At 62.5% G+C, this 15,225-nt stretch carries 18 protein-coding genes; 7 read left to right on the top strand and 11 right to left on the bottom strand.

Annotation, left to right across the window (positions count from 1 at the left end; all coding sequences use genetic code 11):
- Window positions 1–16 precede the first annotated feature (16 nt).
- The 3 genes from HY17_RS00090 to cysK all read right to left on the bottom strand — a co-directional run bounded on the left by HY17_RS00090 (window position 17) and on the right by cysK (window position 3,006).
- Window positions 17–847 carry a sterol desaturase family protein gene (locus HY17_RS00090; protein WP_051599448.1) on the bottom strand — a complete coding sequence of 277 codons (831 nt, stop codon included), beginning with the start codon at window positions 845–847 and terminating at the stop codon, window positions 17–19.
- A gap of 107 nt (window positions 848–954) precedes the next feature.
- Window positions 955–2,007, bottom strand: a complete 1,053-nt coding sequence (locus HY17_RS00085; RefSeq protein WP_034760867.1) for an AraC family transcriptional regulator — start codon at window positions 2,005–2,007, stop codon at window positions 955–957.
- Between the two features lie 12 nt (window positions 2,008–2,019).
- The gene (gene cysK, locus HY17_RS00080) at window positions 2,020–3,006 is read right to left on the bottom strand and encodes a cysteine synthase A (RefSeq protein ID WP_034762183.1); all 987 of its coding nucleotides are present in this window, start codon (window positions 3,004–3,006) and stop codon (window positions 2,020–2,022) included.
- A 165-nt stretch (window positions 3,007–3,171) separates the two neighbouring features.
- Here cysK and HY17_RS00075 point away from each other — a divergent pair, with 165 nt between their 5' ends.
- Window positions 3,172–3,522 (top strand): DUF3147 family protein, encoded by a 351-nt coding sequence (locus HY17_RS00075; protein ID WP_034760865.1) that lies wholly within the window; start codon window positions 3,172–3,174, stop codon window positions 3,520–3,522.
- On the opposite strand, the gene leuC is transcribed toward HY17_RS00075, so the two are convergent.
- From leuC to HY17_RS00060, 3 genes are all read right to left on the bottom strand, one after another.
- On the bottom strand, window positions 3,519–4,916 hold the full coding sequence (gene leuC / locus HY17_RS00070; RefSeq protein WP_034760863.1) for a 3-isopropylmalate dehydratase large subunit: 1,398 nt from the start codon (window positions 4,914–4,916) through the stop codon (window positions 3,519–3,521). The two genes, HY17_RS00075 and leuC, sit on opposite strands and share 4 nt — an antisense overlap.
- Window positions 4,917–5,020: 104 nt before the next feature.
- A complete protein-coding gene (locus HY17_RS00065; protein ID WP_051599446.1) occupies window positions 5,021–7,021 on the bottom strand; it encodes a PAS domain-containing hybrid sensor histidine kinase/response regulator in 2,001 nt (666 codons plus the stop codon).
- A gap of 42 nt (window positions 7,022–7,063) precedes the next feature.
- A complete protein-coding gene (locus HY17_RS00060; protein WP_034760860.1) occupies window positions 7,064–8,068 on the bottom strand; it encodes an NAD-dependent epimerase/dehydratase family protein in 1,005 nt (334 codons plus the stop codon).
- A gap of 91 nt (window positions 8,069–8,159) precedes the next feature.
- On the opposite strand from HY17_RS00060, the gene HY17_RS00055 reads away from it, so the two are divergent.
- On the top strand, window positions 8,160–9,071 hold the full coding sequence (locus HY17_RS00055) for a LysR family transcriptional regulator (protein ID WP_197020203.1): 912 nt from the start codon (window positions 8,160–8,162) through the stop codon (window positions 9,069–9,071).
- A gap of 78 nt (window positions 9,072–9,149) precedes the next feature.
- Here HY17_RS00055 and rplS read toward each other — a convergent pair whose 3' ends face one another.
- From rplS to HY17_RS00035, 4 genes are read right to left on the bottom strand one after another with little or no spacing between them, the layout of a single operon-like run.
- A complete protein-coding gene (gene rplS / locus HY17_RS20660) occupies window positions 9,150–9,707 on the bottom strand; it encodes a 50S ribosomal protein L19 (RefSeq protein WP_034760858.1) in 558 nt (185 codons plus the stop codon).
- Complete coding sequence (gene trmD / locus HY17_RS00045; protein WP_034760856.1) at window positions 9,694–10,419, bottom strand: tRNA (guanosine(37)-N1)-methyltransferase TrmD; 726 nt, start codon at window positions 10,417–10,419, stop codon at window positions 9,694–9,696. Before trmD ends, rplS begins: the two co-directional genes overlap by 14 nt.
- 60 nt (window positions 10,420–10,479) lie before the next feature.
- Window positions 10,480–10,767, bottom strand: coding sequence for a YciI family protein (locus HY17_RS00040; RefSeq protein ID WP_034760854.1), 288 nt, complete (start codon window positions 10,765–10,767; stop codon window positions 10,480–10,482).
- A gap of 33 nt (window positions 10,768–10,800) precedes the next feature.
- Window positions 10,801–11,382, bottom strand: a complete 582-nt coding sequence (locus HY17_RS00035; protein ID WP_034760845.1) for a TetR/AcrR family transcriptional regulator — start codon at window positions 11,380–11,382, stop codon at window positions 10,801–10,803.
- 296 nt (window positions 11,383–11,678) lie between these two features.
- Here HY17_RS00035 and HY17_RS00030 point away from each other — a divergent pair, with 296 nt between their 5' ends.
- The 4 genes from HY17_RS00030 (at window position 11,679) to HY17_RS20340 (ending at window position 13,849) form a co-directional block, all read left to right on the top strand.
- Complete coding sequence (locus tag HY17_RS00030; protein WP_034760842.1) at window positions 11,679–12,248, top strand: TMEM165/GDT1 family protein; 570 nt, start codon at window positions 11,679–11,681, stop codon at window positions 12,246–12,248.
- A 73-nt stretch (window positions 12,249–12,321) separates the two neighbouring features.
- Window positions 12,322–12,726: a hypothetical protein gene (locus tag HY17_RS00025; RefSeq protein ID WP_034760838.1), complete on the top strand. Its 405-nt coding sequence runs from the start codon at window positions 12,322–12,324 to the stop codon at window positions 12,724–12,726.
- A gap of 72 nt (window positions 12,727–12,798) precedes the next feature.
- Window positions 12,799–13,326: a hypothetical protein gene (locus HY17_RS00020; protein WP_034760835.1), complete on the top strand. Its 528-nt coding sequence runs from the start codon at window positions 12,799–12,801 to the stop codon at window positions 13,324–13,326.
- A gap of 91 nt (window positions 13,327–13,417) precedes the next feature.
- A complete protein-coding gene (locus HY17_RS20340) occupies window positions 13,418–13,849 on the top strand; it encodes a hypothetical protein (RefSeq protein ID WP_051599444.1) in 432 nt (143 codons plus the stop codon).
- Between the two features lie 6 nt (window positions 13,850–13,855).
- Here HY17_RS20340 and HY17_RS00010 read toward each other — a convergent pair whose 3' ends face one another.
- Complete coding sequence (locus HY17_RS00010) at window positions 13,856–14,182, bottom strand: DUF6614 family protein (protein ID WP_034760833.1); 327 nt, start codon at window positions 14,180–14,182, stop codon at window positions 13,856–13,858.
- 58 nt (window positions 14,183–14,240) lie between these two features.
- Between HY17_RS00010 and HY17_RS00005 the strand changes: the two genes are divergently transcribed.
- Window positions 14,241–14,996, top strand: a complete 756-nt coding sequence (locus HY17_RS00005; protein ID WP_034762171.1) for a glycosyltransferase family 2 protein — start codon at window positions 14,241–14,243, stop codon at window positions 14,994–14,996.
- Window positions 14,997–15,225: the final 229 nt, after the last annotated feature.

Raw genomic sequence — 15,225 nt, 5'->3', positions numbered from 1 at the left:
GACAAGGGGAGGCCCGTTATTCCGCCGGGACAAGGGCCGGGCCGGCCGCGAGCTTCGCGTCCGCCTTGCGGGCCCAGTCACCGGCAGTCTCGAAGCGTTCGAGATAGTTCTTGTGTTCGGTGCCCATCCAGCGGTCCCACCAGGTGAAGTAGAATCCGTAGTTCCCGCTGGCGCGCTCATGGTGCATGTCGTGATGGGTGACTGACGTCAGCCAGCCCAGCATCGGCAGGCGGGCCCAGGATTTCGGCATCAGTTCATAGCCGCAATGGGCCGTCGCGTTTTTGAAGATCATGACCATCATCACGATGTAGAAGGCCGTGTTGTGGATCGGGATCAGCATCAGGCCGACCGGCACGAAAGCGTATTCCACCACGGCTTCAAGCGGCGCGAAGGAATAGGCCGTGAACGGTGTCGGATTGTGCGACCGGTGATGCCGCATATGGAACAGCTTGTAGAAGCGCGGCAGGTGCATGAACCGGTGCGCCCAGTAGAACCACGTATCGTGCGCGATGATCATCACCGGGATCGACACGAAGAACCACACCCAGCCATATTTGGCGACGTCGTCATACTTCTGGAAAATGCCGAGCTCGGAGGCATCAAAGATAATGATGTCCATGCCGACAAAGACCAGCACCGTCATGGCGGACCAGAACAGTTCGCTGCGAATCTGGCGGGCGCGCGGGGTGGGTTTCCGGATCTTCCGGTAGCGCAACAGGTGTGACAGGCCGAGCCAGATGATGACGAAGGTCGACATCGTGCCGAGCAAGTAGCGGAATATCTCGAACTCGATGCCGTGCCCGGCCCGCTGCAAGAAATGATCAAACGTGAATGTACTCCAATCCATGTCGGTCTCCTCAAGATCTGAAGTGACCGCAGGATGGTGCGTTTGGGTACCTTACGTCTCCGCGAGACTGGAAAAGCCTGATCGAATTCGAAATCGCGCCGGTTTTTTCAGTTCTGACCGGCTTTGGCGAGCGCCGCGTCGCGATATTCCGTCGGCGTCACACCCTCCATCGTCCGGAAGGCCCGATTGAAGGGCGCAAGCGAGGCAAAACCGGAATCCATGGCGATTGTCAGAACCGGAATGCGTGCCAGGTCCGGATCGGACAGTTTTCGCTTCGCCAGCGCGATTCGGTAGCCGTTCAGGAAGGCGGCGAAGTTCCGGTGACCCAGGCCGCGATTGATGAGCGCCCGCAATTGGTGCTCCGGCACACCTGCCCGCTCGGCTAGCGCGCCAATCGTGAGGCCTTGTTCGGTATAGGCCTCATCCTCTTCCATCAACCGGGTCAGTCGTGCCAGCAGCGCCGCATCCTTCGGCGAGACAGGGGACGGCGGCGCAGGTTTTGGCGCAGGCTGGAACAGCAGGACTTCCGCTCTCAGCCGCGTCATCCAGAACAGGCCCCAGAGCGCCACGATCAGGACCAGCGCCGACCGGAATGTCGAAACCGCCCCGTCATGCGCGCGGCTGAACAGCGCCTCGCCAAAAATGTTGAGCCCGGCCGCCCCGGCCAGCGCAATCACGAACCAGAGGCGCATGGACCGCCGGGCTTCCACGAGATCATCCCCCCGTCCCGCAAGCGCCGTCCAGACGAGGTGCAGCGCGAGGCCTGCGGAGAACAGATTGGTACCCAGCGGCATCCAGTCAGGCCTTGGCGGGATCAGGCCCAGGTCTGACAGTCTGAGGACCAGCCACAGCGCCAGGTAGCAAGCGGCGACACCCCAGTCGGTGGGGCGGATGCGGAAATCGTCATCAAACAGGGATCGACCGAACAGCCATAGGAGCAGCATGTTCGGCATGTCTATCAGGCGGACGACAACAAGCGCCGGAAACGAGGGTTGCAGGATGGACGGCGCGGTGCCAATCAGCATCGCTGCCAGGCTGACGGTCAACCCGGCGCCCAGCCAGGCCTGTACCCGTCCGCCTCCGTCCCGAATGCATAGCGCCGCAAGCACCAGAAGGACCGCAACAGCCGGGTATCGAAGCAGAACGTCGATGAGCAGCATACGCGTGCGGGATTACAGCCCTTCAAACAGGGCCGTCGAGACGTAACGCTCCGCAAAGCTCGGCAGGATCACGACCAGCGTCTTGCCGGCCATGTCCTCCCGGCTGCCGACCTTGATGGCCGCCGTCGCCGCCGCGCCGGAGGAGATGCCACCCGGGATGCCTTCGAGTTTGGCAAGCGTCCGCGCGTTCGCCATCGCATCGGCATTCGAGACCTGCACCACTTCGTCGATCATGCTCGTGTCGGCATTGCCGGGAATGAAGCCAGCGCCGATCCCCTGGATCATGTGCGGGCCAGGTTCACCGCCAGAGAGGACCGGGCTGTCTTCCGGCTCCACCGCGAACATTTTGAGGCCCGGCTTCTTTGCCTTCAGTACGCGGGCGCAGCCGGTCATCGTGCCGCCGGTGCCGATGCCGGAAATCACCGCATCGACGGCGCCATCGGTATCCACCCAGATTTCCTCGGCAGTCGTCTTCTCGTGGATCGCCGGATTGGTGGGATTGTCGAACTGGCTGGGCATGACGGCGTCCGGAATGGAGGCGACCAGTTCCTCCGCCTTGGCGATGGCGCCGTTCACGCCTTTCTCCTTCGGCGTCAGTTCCAGTTCCGCGCCGAGGAAGGCCAGCATGCGCCGGCGCTCGATCGACATGGATTCCGGCATGGTCAGGATCAGGCGATAGCCGCGATTGGCCGCCACGAAGGCAAGGCCGATGCCTGTATTGCCGGACGTCGGCTCGACCAGCACGGATTTTCCAGGCGTGATCTTTCCGGCGGCTTCCAGCTCCAGGATCATGTTCAGGCCGATCCGGTCCTTCACGCTGGCGAGTGGATTGAAGAACTCGCACTTGAAGAGGAGGTTGGCCTTGATGCCCGCGTCTGCCGCAAATTTCGGTGCGGCGACCAACGGTGTCGAGCCGACGGTTTCGAGAATGGATGCGTAAGTGCGCCCGCGCGGGCCATCCAGCGTCACCCCGCCGGGCAGTTTAACAGTTCCAGCCATCACGTCCTCCTTCATGGTTTTGCGGGACTATCCGCCCGCCGAGGCCGTGAAGCAACTGAAAGCTCGGTTTAAGTATTCGGGTATGGAAGGCGAACGGGCACTTGGACGGGCCTGATGAAACGCAGCATATTGCATGACACATTCAACGCATGGGAACAAAGGCGCATGGCCTATCTACTTCTGAAAGCGCTGATCTCAGGAATCATCGTTGCGATCGTATCGGAAATATCCAAGCGGTATCCCGGTGCCGGCGCGCTGGTCGCCTCCCTTCCGCTGGTCTCTGTTCTGGGAATGATCTGGCTCTGGCGCGACAAGCCCGATGTCCACAACATGGCCGAACATTCCTCCGCCACATTCTGGTATGTCCTGCCCAGCCTTCCGATGTTCCTGTTTATCCCTGCCCTGCTGAAACAGGGCTGGCCATTCTGGCTGGCGCTCAGTGCAGGCTGTATCCTGACCGTCGCGCTCTACCTTCTGATGAGCTGGATCGGCCCGCGCTTCGGCCTCCGGCTCTAGCCGATCACACCCGTGATTGCGGCTTTCGCGGCAAGGGCCGGGCTCATCAGGTGCGTGCGGCCGCCGCGGCCCTGGCGGCCTTCGAAGTTGCGGTTCGACGTCGACGCGCAACGTTCGCCCGGCGACAGGATGTCCGGGTTCATGCCGAGGCACATGGAGCAGCCCGGTTCGCGCCACTCGAAACCTGCTTCGATCAGGATCTGGTCGAGGCCTTCTTCCTCCGCCTGCGCACGGACGAGACCGGAGCCCGGCACGACCATGGCACGCACGCCTTCGGCCACCTGATTGCCCTTGGCGACTTCTGCCGCGGCGCGCAGGTCTTCGATGCGGGAATTGGTGCACGAGCCGATAAAGACGCGCTGCACCGGCGTGCCCGCGATCGGCACGCCGCCTTCAAGGCCCATATAGTCCAGCGCGCGCTCACACGCGGCGGCTTTCACCGGATCGGTAAAGTCTTCCGGCTTCGGAATGATGCCGGAGACCGGAATGCCCTGCTCCGGGCTGGTGCCCCAGGTGACGGTGGGCTCAACGTCTTCGGCATTGATTTCGACGACATGGTCGAACACGGCGTCTTCATCCGTGTAGAGCGTATTCCAGTAGCTTTCCGCCACTTCCCATGCCCCGCCCTTCGGCGCGGACGGGCGACCCTTGATATAGGCGAATGTCTTCTCGTCCGGCGCGACGAGGCCCGCGCGCGCGCCGCCCTCGATGGACAGGTTGCACAACGTCATGCGCCCTTCCATGGTCAGGCCCTGGATCGCTTCACCGCGATACTCCATCACGCAGCCCGTGCCGCCGGCTGTGCCGATCTTCGCAATGATGTGCAGCGCGAGGTCCTTGGCGGTCACGCCCGGCTTCAGCTTGCCGGTCACTTCGATCGCCATGTTCTGCATCTTCCGGGCACGAAGCGTTTGCGTCGCCAGAACGTGTTCCACTTCTGACGTGCCGATGCCGTGCGCGAGTGCACCGAATGCACCATGCGTGGAGGTGTGGCTGTCGCCGCAAACAATCGTCATGCCCGGCTGGGTGCGGCCCTGCTCCGGCCCGATCACGTGGACGATGCCGTTGCGGATATCGCCCATCGGGAAGATCTCGATCTTGTACTCTTCCACATTGCGCATCAGCGTTTCGAGCTGGTTGCGGGCCTCCGGGTCTTTCACCCCGGCGAGGCCCGCGGCCTGGTTCTCGGTCGGTGTGTTGTGGTCCGGCGTGGCGAGGGTCAGGTCCGGACGGCGCACACCGCGCCCGGCAGCCTTCAGCCCGGCGAAAGCCTGCGGCGTGGTCACTTCGTGGATCAGGTGCAGGTCGATATAGAGTAGGCTTTCCCCCGACGCCTCATCGGTGTGCACCAGATGCGCATCCCAAATCTTGTCGTAGAGTGTCTTGCCTGCCATGGGCCGAAAATTCCCTGCTTGTAGAAAAATATTGCGCGTGAACGCGCGCGCCAGCGCGTCTCGTGCAACACACAAGGCATCGCGTCAATGTGTCAGATGGCAGTTCAGGCAACCCTGCGGACGGGCCGCCCGGTCCATTCCTGCACCGCTTCCAGCAATTCGGCCTTGTCGACCGGCTTGGTCAGCACCGCATCCACCCCGCGAGACAGGAAATCCCGCCGTTCCTCGGTCATGGCATGCGCCGTCACGGCAATAATCGGCGTGGGGGCCCTGCCGCCGGACGCCTCGAAATCCCGGATCACCCTTGTCGCCGCCAGCCCGTCCATGACCGGCATGGACACATCCATCAGCACAATGGCGTAGGCGTTCTGGCGGAAGAGGTCGACGGCAATCTCCCCATTGGCCGCGAAGTGCAGCTCATAGCCGGACCCGTTCAGCAGTCCGGCCATCACCCGCTGGTTCACCTCATTGTCCTCGGCAATCAGGATGCGCCCTGCGGAGGCGCGCGCCGGTATCGGAGCCGCCACAGGCTTCGGCTTTGGTGTTTTCACCGGGGCGGGCCGCGGGGCCTTTCCGATCACGGCGCTGACCGCCTCGCCCAGCGCGCCGCTGCGCAAGGGCTTGACCAGGAATGCGTTGACCCCCGCTTCCAGGAAAGCGTCTTTCGCGTCCTGGGAATCCACCGAGGACACGACCACGATCTTCAATCGATTGAAGGCTGGCTTGGAGCGGATCATTCTTGCGACACGCAGGCCGTCGATCCCGGGCATCTGATAGTCCAGCACCAGCAGGTCATAAGGTTCCCGGCGATTATGTGCATCGGCGAGGCGCCGCAGGCCTTCGCGCGGATCGGTCTCATGGTCTGACCGGATACCGTAAAGGGCGAGCTGGCTGGCCGAGATCCGGCAGTTCAGCGAAATATCGTCGATCACCAGCGCACGGACATGGCCGAGATCCGGCCGCTCCACCGGTTCCAGGAACAGGCGCGGCTCATCATCGGCAATTGGCAACGTCAACTCGACCCGGAAGGTGGACCCGACACCAAAGGTCGAGGTCACACCGATTTGCCCGGCCATGGCTTCGACCAGGCTGCGGCAGATCGAAAGGCCAAGGCCTGTGCCACCAAAGCGGCGCGTGGCGGAGGCGTCCGCCTGTTCGAACTGGTGGAACACTGTCTCCAACTTGTCTTCCGGAATGCCGATGCCGGTATCGTCCACCGTGATCGCCAGATGAGCGTAGCCATTCTCGCCGGACCCGGCGATGCGGACGAGGATATGGCCTTCGGTCGTGAACTTGATCGCATTGCCCACAAGATTGGTCAGGATCTGGCGTATCCGGCCCGCATCGCCGACCACTTCATCGGGCACGTCGCGGCTGATGTCGGTGATCAGCTCGATCCCCTTCTCGTTCGCGCCGGAGCCGAGCAGCGCGGCAACATCGTCCAGTACCGCAGAGAGGGAGAAAGGTTCTGAATCGATCGCCAGCTTCCCGGCTTCGATCTTGGAAAAGTCGAGAATGTCATTGATCACGGTGAGCAGGGCTTCGCCGGACCGTTCGATCATTTCGACGATCTCGACCTGTTCGCCATCGAGTGTCGTCCGGCGCAAGACCTGCGACATGCCGAGGACGCCATTCATGGGCGTACGGATTTCATGGCTCATATTAGCGAGGAATTCCGTTTTCGATTTTGACGCATTCAGCGCCGTCTTGCGGGCGTCCTCCAGCTCCGCTTCCTGCTTCTTCAGCTCTGTGACATCCGTCAGGATACTCACGATAAAGGCGCTGCCTGCAGCATCTTGGAAAAAGGATGTCGATGATTCGACCCAGCGCAGATCTCCCGCGGCATTGGAGATCTGTTCCGTCGTCACAATCTGGGTACGGGTTTCCAGAACACGGTCATCGATTTCCCGGAAGATGTCGGCCTGTTCGTTCGGGAAGACTTCACGATCCGGCTGCCCGATCAGGTCTTCGCGCGGCAGACCGACAAACCGGCAGAACGCGTCATTGACCTCGACCCAGTCATGGTTCGCATTCTTGACGGAAACAGGATTGGGCAGGAGGTTCAGCACCTCCATCAGCAATTCAAGCTTGCCGCCACCGGTCATCGTCCGACGCTCCTCCACCGAGGGGAGAAGACCATAGACCCCTCAACAATCCCTTAAGTTGAGTTCGCTCTGTCTCCGGATCGTCTCGGGCAGGCATCCCATCGCATCGAGCGTCGTGTGCAAGGCAGCCCTGATCGGCGTGTGCGGTTCGGCGCGAAGCCGCTGTACCAGTTTCGTATTGTCGAGGCGGACGGGGACATCCCAGAGATATTTCATCTCCGCGAGCTCCCTGAACAGGCGCACGAATGGCGACAACAACTGCAGGACCGGCCACGGCAAGTCCCGGATCGGCGCATCCGGCGCGCCGGCTGCAAGGCGCACTTCTTCTGCAAAGTCGTGTCCGTCCTCGAACCAGTGACCCGCGAAATGAAAATTCTCGAAAGCGGTGAGTTCGGTGTCCTGCTCGATCAGAGCAGCAACCGCCTCGCCATAGTCCGGCAGATAGGCCCAGGCATGGCCCACCCCTTTCCGCCCGGGCCAGGTAACGGATTTCACCGGCTGACCGGGTTTCACGAGGCCTTCCGAGAACCAGGAATTGCCTGTGCTGTGCGGCCCGAAAAAGTCGCCCGCCCGCACGATCAGGACCCGCGTCCCCTGCCCGGCAGCCCGTTCCAGTCGTTCTTCCATCTCCACCCGGATCGCGCCTTTACGGGTGCGCGGGTTTTGCGGATCGGTTTCCTTGAGCAACGGGAAGGCATCCGGCCCGTAATTATATATCGTGCCCGGGAACATGATCCGCGCGCCCGAGGCCTTCGCGGCGGCGATCGTATTGTCCAGCATCGGCAGGGCGAGGCCACGCCAGTTGCGGTAGCCCGGCGGGTTCACGGCATGAACGATCAGGTCGGTGTTGATTGCGGCTTCAGCCACGTCGGCCGCATTCATCGCATCGCCCTTCAGCCAGTCGGCATAGGGCAGCAGCGTCTGGCCATAATCCGGCCGGCGGCTGAGCGCCCGGATTTGCCAGCCCCGGCGGCGGAGGGCTTCGGCGATTTCATACCCGGCCCCGCCTGTGGCGCCGAGGACGAGAGCTGTGCGTGAGCGGTTCATGGGACATCTCCTTTGCGTCTGTCCCGTAGAAATGCCTACGATTGGAGCTAAAGAAAATTGCGATAAATTCTGCATCGGCTATAGAAAAATAGTGGAACACATCGCCCTCTCCTGGGACCATTGCCGGTCTTTCCTCGGTGTCTGGCGCACCGGCAGCCTGTCGGCCGCGGCCCGGGCCAGCGGCCTGACCCAGCCGACGATCGCCCGCCACATCACCCTGCTGGAAGAGGCGCTGGATAGCGGCGCCCTGTTCATCCGGTCTCCGCACGGCCTTTCCCCGACAGATCTGGCCGGATCGCTCGTCCCCCATGCACTGGCCATGGAAGCCTCCGCCGCGGCCATGATGCGAGCCGCCTCAGGCGCAGACGGGGACATTGCTGGCACCGTGCGCCTGAGTGCGAGCCAGGTCATCGGCGTGGAAGTCCTGCCACCCACCCTCACCCGGATCGGCGCAGATCATCCCGGGATCGACTTCGAGCTCGTCGCGACGAACGAAACGTCAGACCTCTTGCGCCGCGATGCCGACATCGCCGTGCGCATGGTCCGGCCCGCCCAGGGCGCGCTGGTGGCGCAGAAGGCCGGCGACATCCAGCTCGCCATGTATGCCCACAAGGATTATCTCGCCCGGCGAGGGCGTCCCGAGTCCATCGATGCTCTGCAGGATCACGCCATTGTCGGCTTCGACCGGCAGACGGCGGGCCTTCAGGCGCTGCAGAACATCGGCATGCCGCTGAAGCGGGAGATTTTCGCCTTTCGCACGGACAACGACGTCGCCCAGCTCGCCGCGATCCGCGCGGGCTTCGGCATCGGCATCTGCCAGACGAACCTCGCCCGGAGCTGTCCGGACCTCGTCCGCCTCTTCCCGAAAGAAATGAGTTTTTTTCTGGAGACGTGGATCACGATGCATGAGGATCTGCGCGGCAATCGCCGCATGCGGCTCGTCTTCGACCGCCTCGTCACCGATATGTCCGCCCATGCGAAGGCGAGCCTTGGCTTCCATTGATACCTGAAATGAAAACGCCCCCGCCTTTCGGCAGGGGCGCTTGTCATCTGCCAATAGCAGATCTGGGCCAGAAGAGGACTATTCCTCAGCGCCGCCCTCTGCAGCTTCTGCAGCGGCTTCAGCTTCGGCGGCAGCAGCGGCCTCTGCTTCGGCTTTCGCCTTGGCAGCAGCTTCGCGCTCTTTGGCAGCGGCTTCTTTGCGGGCAACCTTTTCGGCATCCTTCTGGCGGCGGCGCTCGGTTTTCGAGACAGCAATCTCGACCTGCTCGATGCCGTGGCCGGTGGTCCGCTCAGCGATACGGGCACCCTTACCGCGCAGACCGCGCAGGTAGTAGAGCTTGGCGCGGCGAACGCGGCCCTTACGCTTCACTTCGATCGACTCGATCATCGGCGAAACCAGCGGGAACACGCGTTCCACACCTTCACCGAAAGAGATCTTGCGGACCGTGAAGCTCTCGTTCACGCCAGCGCCCGAACGAGCAATGCACACGCCTTCAAAGCGTTGCACGCGCTCACGGTCGCCTTCCGTAATGCGGACGTTCACGGCCAGCGTGTCGCCGGGCGAGAAAGCCGGGATTTCTTTGCCGCCGAGGACGCGGGAAACTTCTTCTGCGTCCAGCTGTTCAATAATGTTCATCGCCTGTCTCCGGCGCTTGGATATCGTGGGTTTCGGAGTAAGCGGCGTATAAATCGGGGCGGCGTTGTTTTGTCAACGCCTTTGCGCTGTTCAAACGCCATTCTGCGATGCGTTTGTGATCGCCGGACAGCAAGACATCCGGAGTCCCGTACGGGCCCCACTGTCTGGGCATCGTATACTGGTCATGTTCCAGAAGACCATTCTCGAAGGACTCCTCACTTAAAGAGTCCGCATTGCCGGCCACGCCGGGCAGCAGGCGCACAACCGCCTCGGTCAGCGCCATGGCCGCCACTTCCCCGCCGGCGAGAACGAAATCGCCCATCGAGACCTCTTCCAGGCCATGGGTTTCGATGACCCGCTGGTCGAGGCCCTCGAACCGTCCGCAGAACATGACCAGCCCCGGGCTGGCAGCAAATTCATGGGCCATCGCCTGCGTGAACGGCTTCCCGCGCGGGGAGAGATAAATGAGGTGCTTGTTCGTGGCGACGATGCTGTCCAGCGCGGCCGCGGCCACATCCGGGCGCAGCACCATGCCCGCCCCGCCCCCAGTCGGCGGCGCATCGACATTGCGGTGCTTGCCGATACCGAAATCGCGCAGCTGTATGGTTTCCCAGTCCCAGATGCCTTCCTTGCGGGCGCGCTCCAGGATGGATACGCCCAGCGGCCCCGGAAAGGCCTCCGGAAACAATGTGATGAAACTCGTCTCGAACATGGGCTGCCTTTAGCGCAGCTGCAGGGTCCCGTCACCTCGGCGTCGCCAGAGAGGAGCCGATCAGGCCTTCAGGAAATCGAGGCGGGGGTCCGTCCGTGCGGGCGTGATCTCCAGCACCTCGGCCGTCACCACGTCTTCGGCCACGAACGGGTCTGCCGCGATACGCGCGTCCAGAGCCTCGCGGGTCGTGTTGTGGGCGAGTATGCCGCCGCCTGCATTCGGCTGCAGGGAACCGACCGCGAGGAACACGCCTGCCTCGAAGCCGTCCCGGATCCAGGCATTGTGCCCGTCCATGAATTCAGGCGCTTTCGGCTTGTTGCCGGAGAATTTCAGCAAAACAACATACATCGGGCGAGTCCTTCTTAATGCAGAGGATTGGAACTACTGGAGGCAGCTCGACGTCTGCGCCGCGAGCCAGCTGCACATCTCCTGCACCTCCCCTTCGACGAACGCCGGATCGCGCAAAGCGCTTGCCAGCGTCGCGACGCCCTGACTGCGCGCGAGCAGGTGTAGCGCCAGCCGGTCGGCATCGGCCGCTTCATGACCCATCAGGGCAAACTGGCGCGCGAGCCAGTGCCGAAACAATGAGAAAAGTCCCGCCGCCCCGGCCTGCGAGGGATGGCCGAGCTTGGCGAGTTCGCTGGTCAGCGTCCCGACCGGGCAGCCGAACGCCATGATCTTCGACTGGTTCACGATCAGGATCTGGATGAAGCTCGTGATCCGCTCCGCTGGCCCGGCACCTTCGGCTTCCCAATCGTCCAGCATGGCCTGCGTGTTTTCCAGCCGCTGGCGGATGACCGCGTCCAGTATCTCGTCCTTGGTCCGGAAGTGGTAATAAAAATTGCCGCGAGAGATCTGCACCTGTGCTGCGATGTCCGCGAACGAGGTGTGCTCGAACCCGCGCTCATAGAACAGCTGGTCCGCCGCCTCCACGATCTGCGCTCTTGTGTCCGTGGCTGCCATATAGAGATCCTCGTGATTAGGACAATTGTCCGAGAAAGTCTCCTAGGACACTTGCCCTAATACGTCAAGCGCTTGCCTCCACTGCCGATCGCGTCTATGCGGACCTCGTCATCTGGGGAGTAGCCAGCCGCCGAAAGGCGGGCTTCCGTGTCAACATACTCGGCTGAGGGGCCGTGGTGCGGAAGGGGCGGTCATGACCGTCCGGGCGAGACCAATGACGTCGCCTCCTGCCTTGCCGGGCGTGGGGAGCGATGTCGTTGGACTCGAACAAGGCCCGGCATGGAGACCTGACCCTTATGGAAGCCCTGTTCACATCCACCGCTGTCGTTGCGCTGGCCGAAATCGGCGACAAGACGCAGCTGCTCGCCATTCTTCTGGCAACCCGTTTCCGTACGCCCCTGCCGATCATCCTCGGCATTCTTGTGGCGACGCTGGCGAACCATTTCCTGGCGGCCCTCGTCGGCGCAAGTGTCGCCAATATTCTGGACGGCGAATGGTTCCGCTACATCATCGCCGCGTCCTTCGTGATCATGGGCTTCTGGACCCTGATCCCGGACCAGCTGGACGATCTCGACGACAAGCCGACCCGCTTCGGCGCCTTCATTGCCACGCTGATCGCCTTCTTCCTCGTCGAGATGGGTGACAAGACGCAGCTCGCGACCATCGCGCTCGGTGCCCGTTTCGACCAGATCGTCTGGGTCACCGCCGGCACGACGCTGGGCATGATGCTGGCCAACGTGCCGGCCGTGTTCCTCGGGCATGAACTGATCGAGCGCGTGCCGCTGAATATCGTCCGCTTCATTGCGGCGGCCTTGTTCATTGTCATCGGCGTGTGGCTGGCGGCCCAGACAGCGGGCTGGGTGTGACCAAACTGCCATTGACAGAATCTGCAATGAAATCAAAAGTAGAAGTGTAGAGTCACGCGGTGGGGAAATCAGGATGAACAGATTGTTTCCAGAGATCACCTCCCTCAGGGATGTGATGCGTCTGGCGCGGGGCGGCGCGATTGCCGGAATTGTCTTTGCCGGCATTCTCTTCCTCGAAGGGCTTCTGGGAACCGCCTCCGTCTTCCCGGCAAGTTTCCAGCTGGCAACGACGGGGCTTGAGACCTCGCTCATCCTGGTCCTCGCATGGCGGGTCTGGTCTGGCCGCGGCCTTGTCAGCTCGATCCTGCTGATGGCACTGCTCGTGCTCGCCACGATGCGCGGCCTGCATGACGGCGCATTTCGTCTTGCGTGGATGGCAGCCTATTTCGGGCTTGGCCTGATGATGCTGAACGCGATCCGCGCCAGCCTGCGCCACGATGTCTATTCCGACGAAGCGGCGGACGCACAGGCCGCCTGAACCTTTCCGGCCGAATTGATTTTTCCCCGGGGCTGGCGCTTGATGGCTCCAAGTCCTGGGGAGGATCGTTCCATGCTCGACACCATCGCCACCATCGCCAATATCCTGGCGTCCGCCGCCGTTGTGCTGACGCTGGTCTTTATTGGTATCCAGCTGAAGCAAAATGCGGAGCTGACGCGGATGGCCGCGGCGCAGACCTCGGCTCAGATGATGTCCACCAATCTTGGCCGGATCATCGAAAATCCGGACTTGGCCGAACTGATCACCAGGGAGGGCGCGCCGGAAAGCTGGTCCCGGCCGGAGCGCCTCCGGGCGACAAACTTCCTGTCCGCGAGTTTCCGCCATTATGAAGTTCTGCACACGCACAGACGTTTCGGCGTGTTCGAGGAAGAATTATGGGGCGGCACCGAAGCCCGCCTGCGTGACAGCCTCGACTCCGCCGCCATCCGTGACTGGTGGAAGGACTCCAAACCTTTCTACGCCAAAAGCTTCGTCGCCTATGTCGACGAGATCGTTGCGGAGTGGGAAGCCATCGAGGCGATTGCCGGGATGGGCAAGGAGACTGATCCGTCAACAGGCAAGCCAACCGGAAAACCATAAAATCTTTCCGCCGGACGAAACCAATTCTTACCCCGCGCGTTTCAGGCTGAGGTTCCAAGGGCGGTACGCCGCCACCAGAAGGGGTACCCAAATGGACAAACACAAACGCCAGCTCCTCACCGGGGCATCCGCCACCCTGCTCGCCGCGAGCCTGACCGGGTGCGGCACGCTGCTTTATCCGGAACGCAAGGGGCAAGGCCGCGGGCGTCTCGACCCGAGCATCGTGATGCTGGACGGTATCGGGCTCCTGCTCTTCCTGATTCCCGGAATCATCGCCTTTGCGGTCGACTTCGGAAATGACACGATCTACCTGCCCGGCCGCCGGGCCGATGCGTCTGACATCATCGAGGATAAGAAAGTCGCTGAACTGACCAAACCGGAACTGGACCGGATCTGGCAGAAGCATTATGGCGAGAATGCCCCGTTCGAGCTGTCGCAGGTGGAACGGCAGTACCTGAACACCGGCACGGATGTCGCCACGGTCCTGTCCGCTTCGGCACGGAACAATTACGCACCGGCCTGATAGACGTCAGACCCAATCCGGCCAGTCGCGGAACAGGCCGAATTTGACGTTCGTCACCATGGCGTTGGCGGAGAAGTGGAGTTCGTCGATCTCCCCTTCCCGCGCTGCCGCCGCGCGGAAGGCCTCGTCCAGCTGGGCGAGGTCACGCGTCTCGATCATGATGTGGAACTCGCGGATCGCATCGGGGCGCAGGCCCAGCTTGCAGCGCATCATCCGCCAGGCCTCGATCCGGCCGTCTGACTTCATCCGGTCGAGGAAGGCGTGCAGCGCCTTTGCGAAAGCCCGCTCGTCGGTGCCCGGCTTCAGATCGAACCAGATGTGATAGATATCCATTGCAAATCACTCGCATATAAGTTTGCCGGAAGGCGCAGTCTTCTATACGGGAAAGGATATGGCCGCGACCCCCGCCCTCTCTGTCATCATTCCCTTCTTCAATGAAGCCGGAAACGTGCATCCTGTGATCGACGAGGTGCATGAACAGCTGGCCGGTATTCCGTTCGAAATCATCTGCGTGAACGACCAGTCGTCGGACGCGACGGGCGCAGAGCTCGCAGAAGCGAAGGCAAAACACCCGGATACGGTTTTTGTATTCAGCCACATTCGGCGGCGCGGGAAATCCGCTGCACTTTTCACGGGTCTGAAATCTGTACGCGGCGAATGGGTCCAACTTCTGGATGGAGATGGCCAGAACGACCCCGGAGATACGGCCCGCCTGTGGAAGGCGATTGTCGCACCGGGCGCACCGGGCCAGCTCGGCCTCATCGCAGGCAAGCGCAACAGCCGGAACGATTCCGGCTTCAAATGGGTCCAGTCACGCGTCGCCAACGGCGTGCGTCGCTTCGTCCTGCAAGATGACGCGACAGACACGGGCTGCGGCTGGAAACTGATCCGTACGGCGGCCTTCCGGGACCTGCCCTATTTTGCCTCCATGCACCGCTTCCTGCCGGCGCTGGTCAAACGCGCGGGCTGGGATGTGCGCGAGGAGCTGGTCAACGACCGCCGGCGCCTGGCCGGGGAATCCAAATACGGTTTCCTCGGGCGGCTTGGCGCAGGGATCTTCGACCTGATCGGCATGTTCTGGCTGGTCCGCCGGGGCGGCTATGGCATCGCTGCCGAATGGAACGACCCGCGCGCGGACAAGCGTTAAGCCGAGGGCAAACCGAGCCAGCCGGACTCGTCGTATAAACGGTCCCTACATGGTGTTCTTCATTGCCTTTCAGGCTTTAGTCCTGCGTCCGCGTCGGGCGGCCTGAACTGCGCAGGGCCGGCGGGCGTGTGTCCCGTTTTGGCGCGGCCTGAGGGGCCGGGCGCGGCGTGCTGGCACGAGGCGGCGGCGGAGGGGCCGGGCGCGACACCGGTTGCGAAGCCGGTGCTCT

The organism is Hyphomonas sp. CY54-11-8, from assembly GCF_000682735.1.
GTDB lineage: Bacteria > Pseudomonadota > Alphaproteobacteria > Caulobacterales > Hyphomonadaceae > Hyphomonas.
Note: the sequence above shows the minus strand (reverse complement) of the source record. Positions and strands in the feature narration are given on the sequence as shown.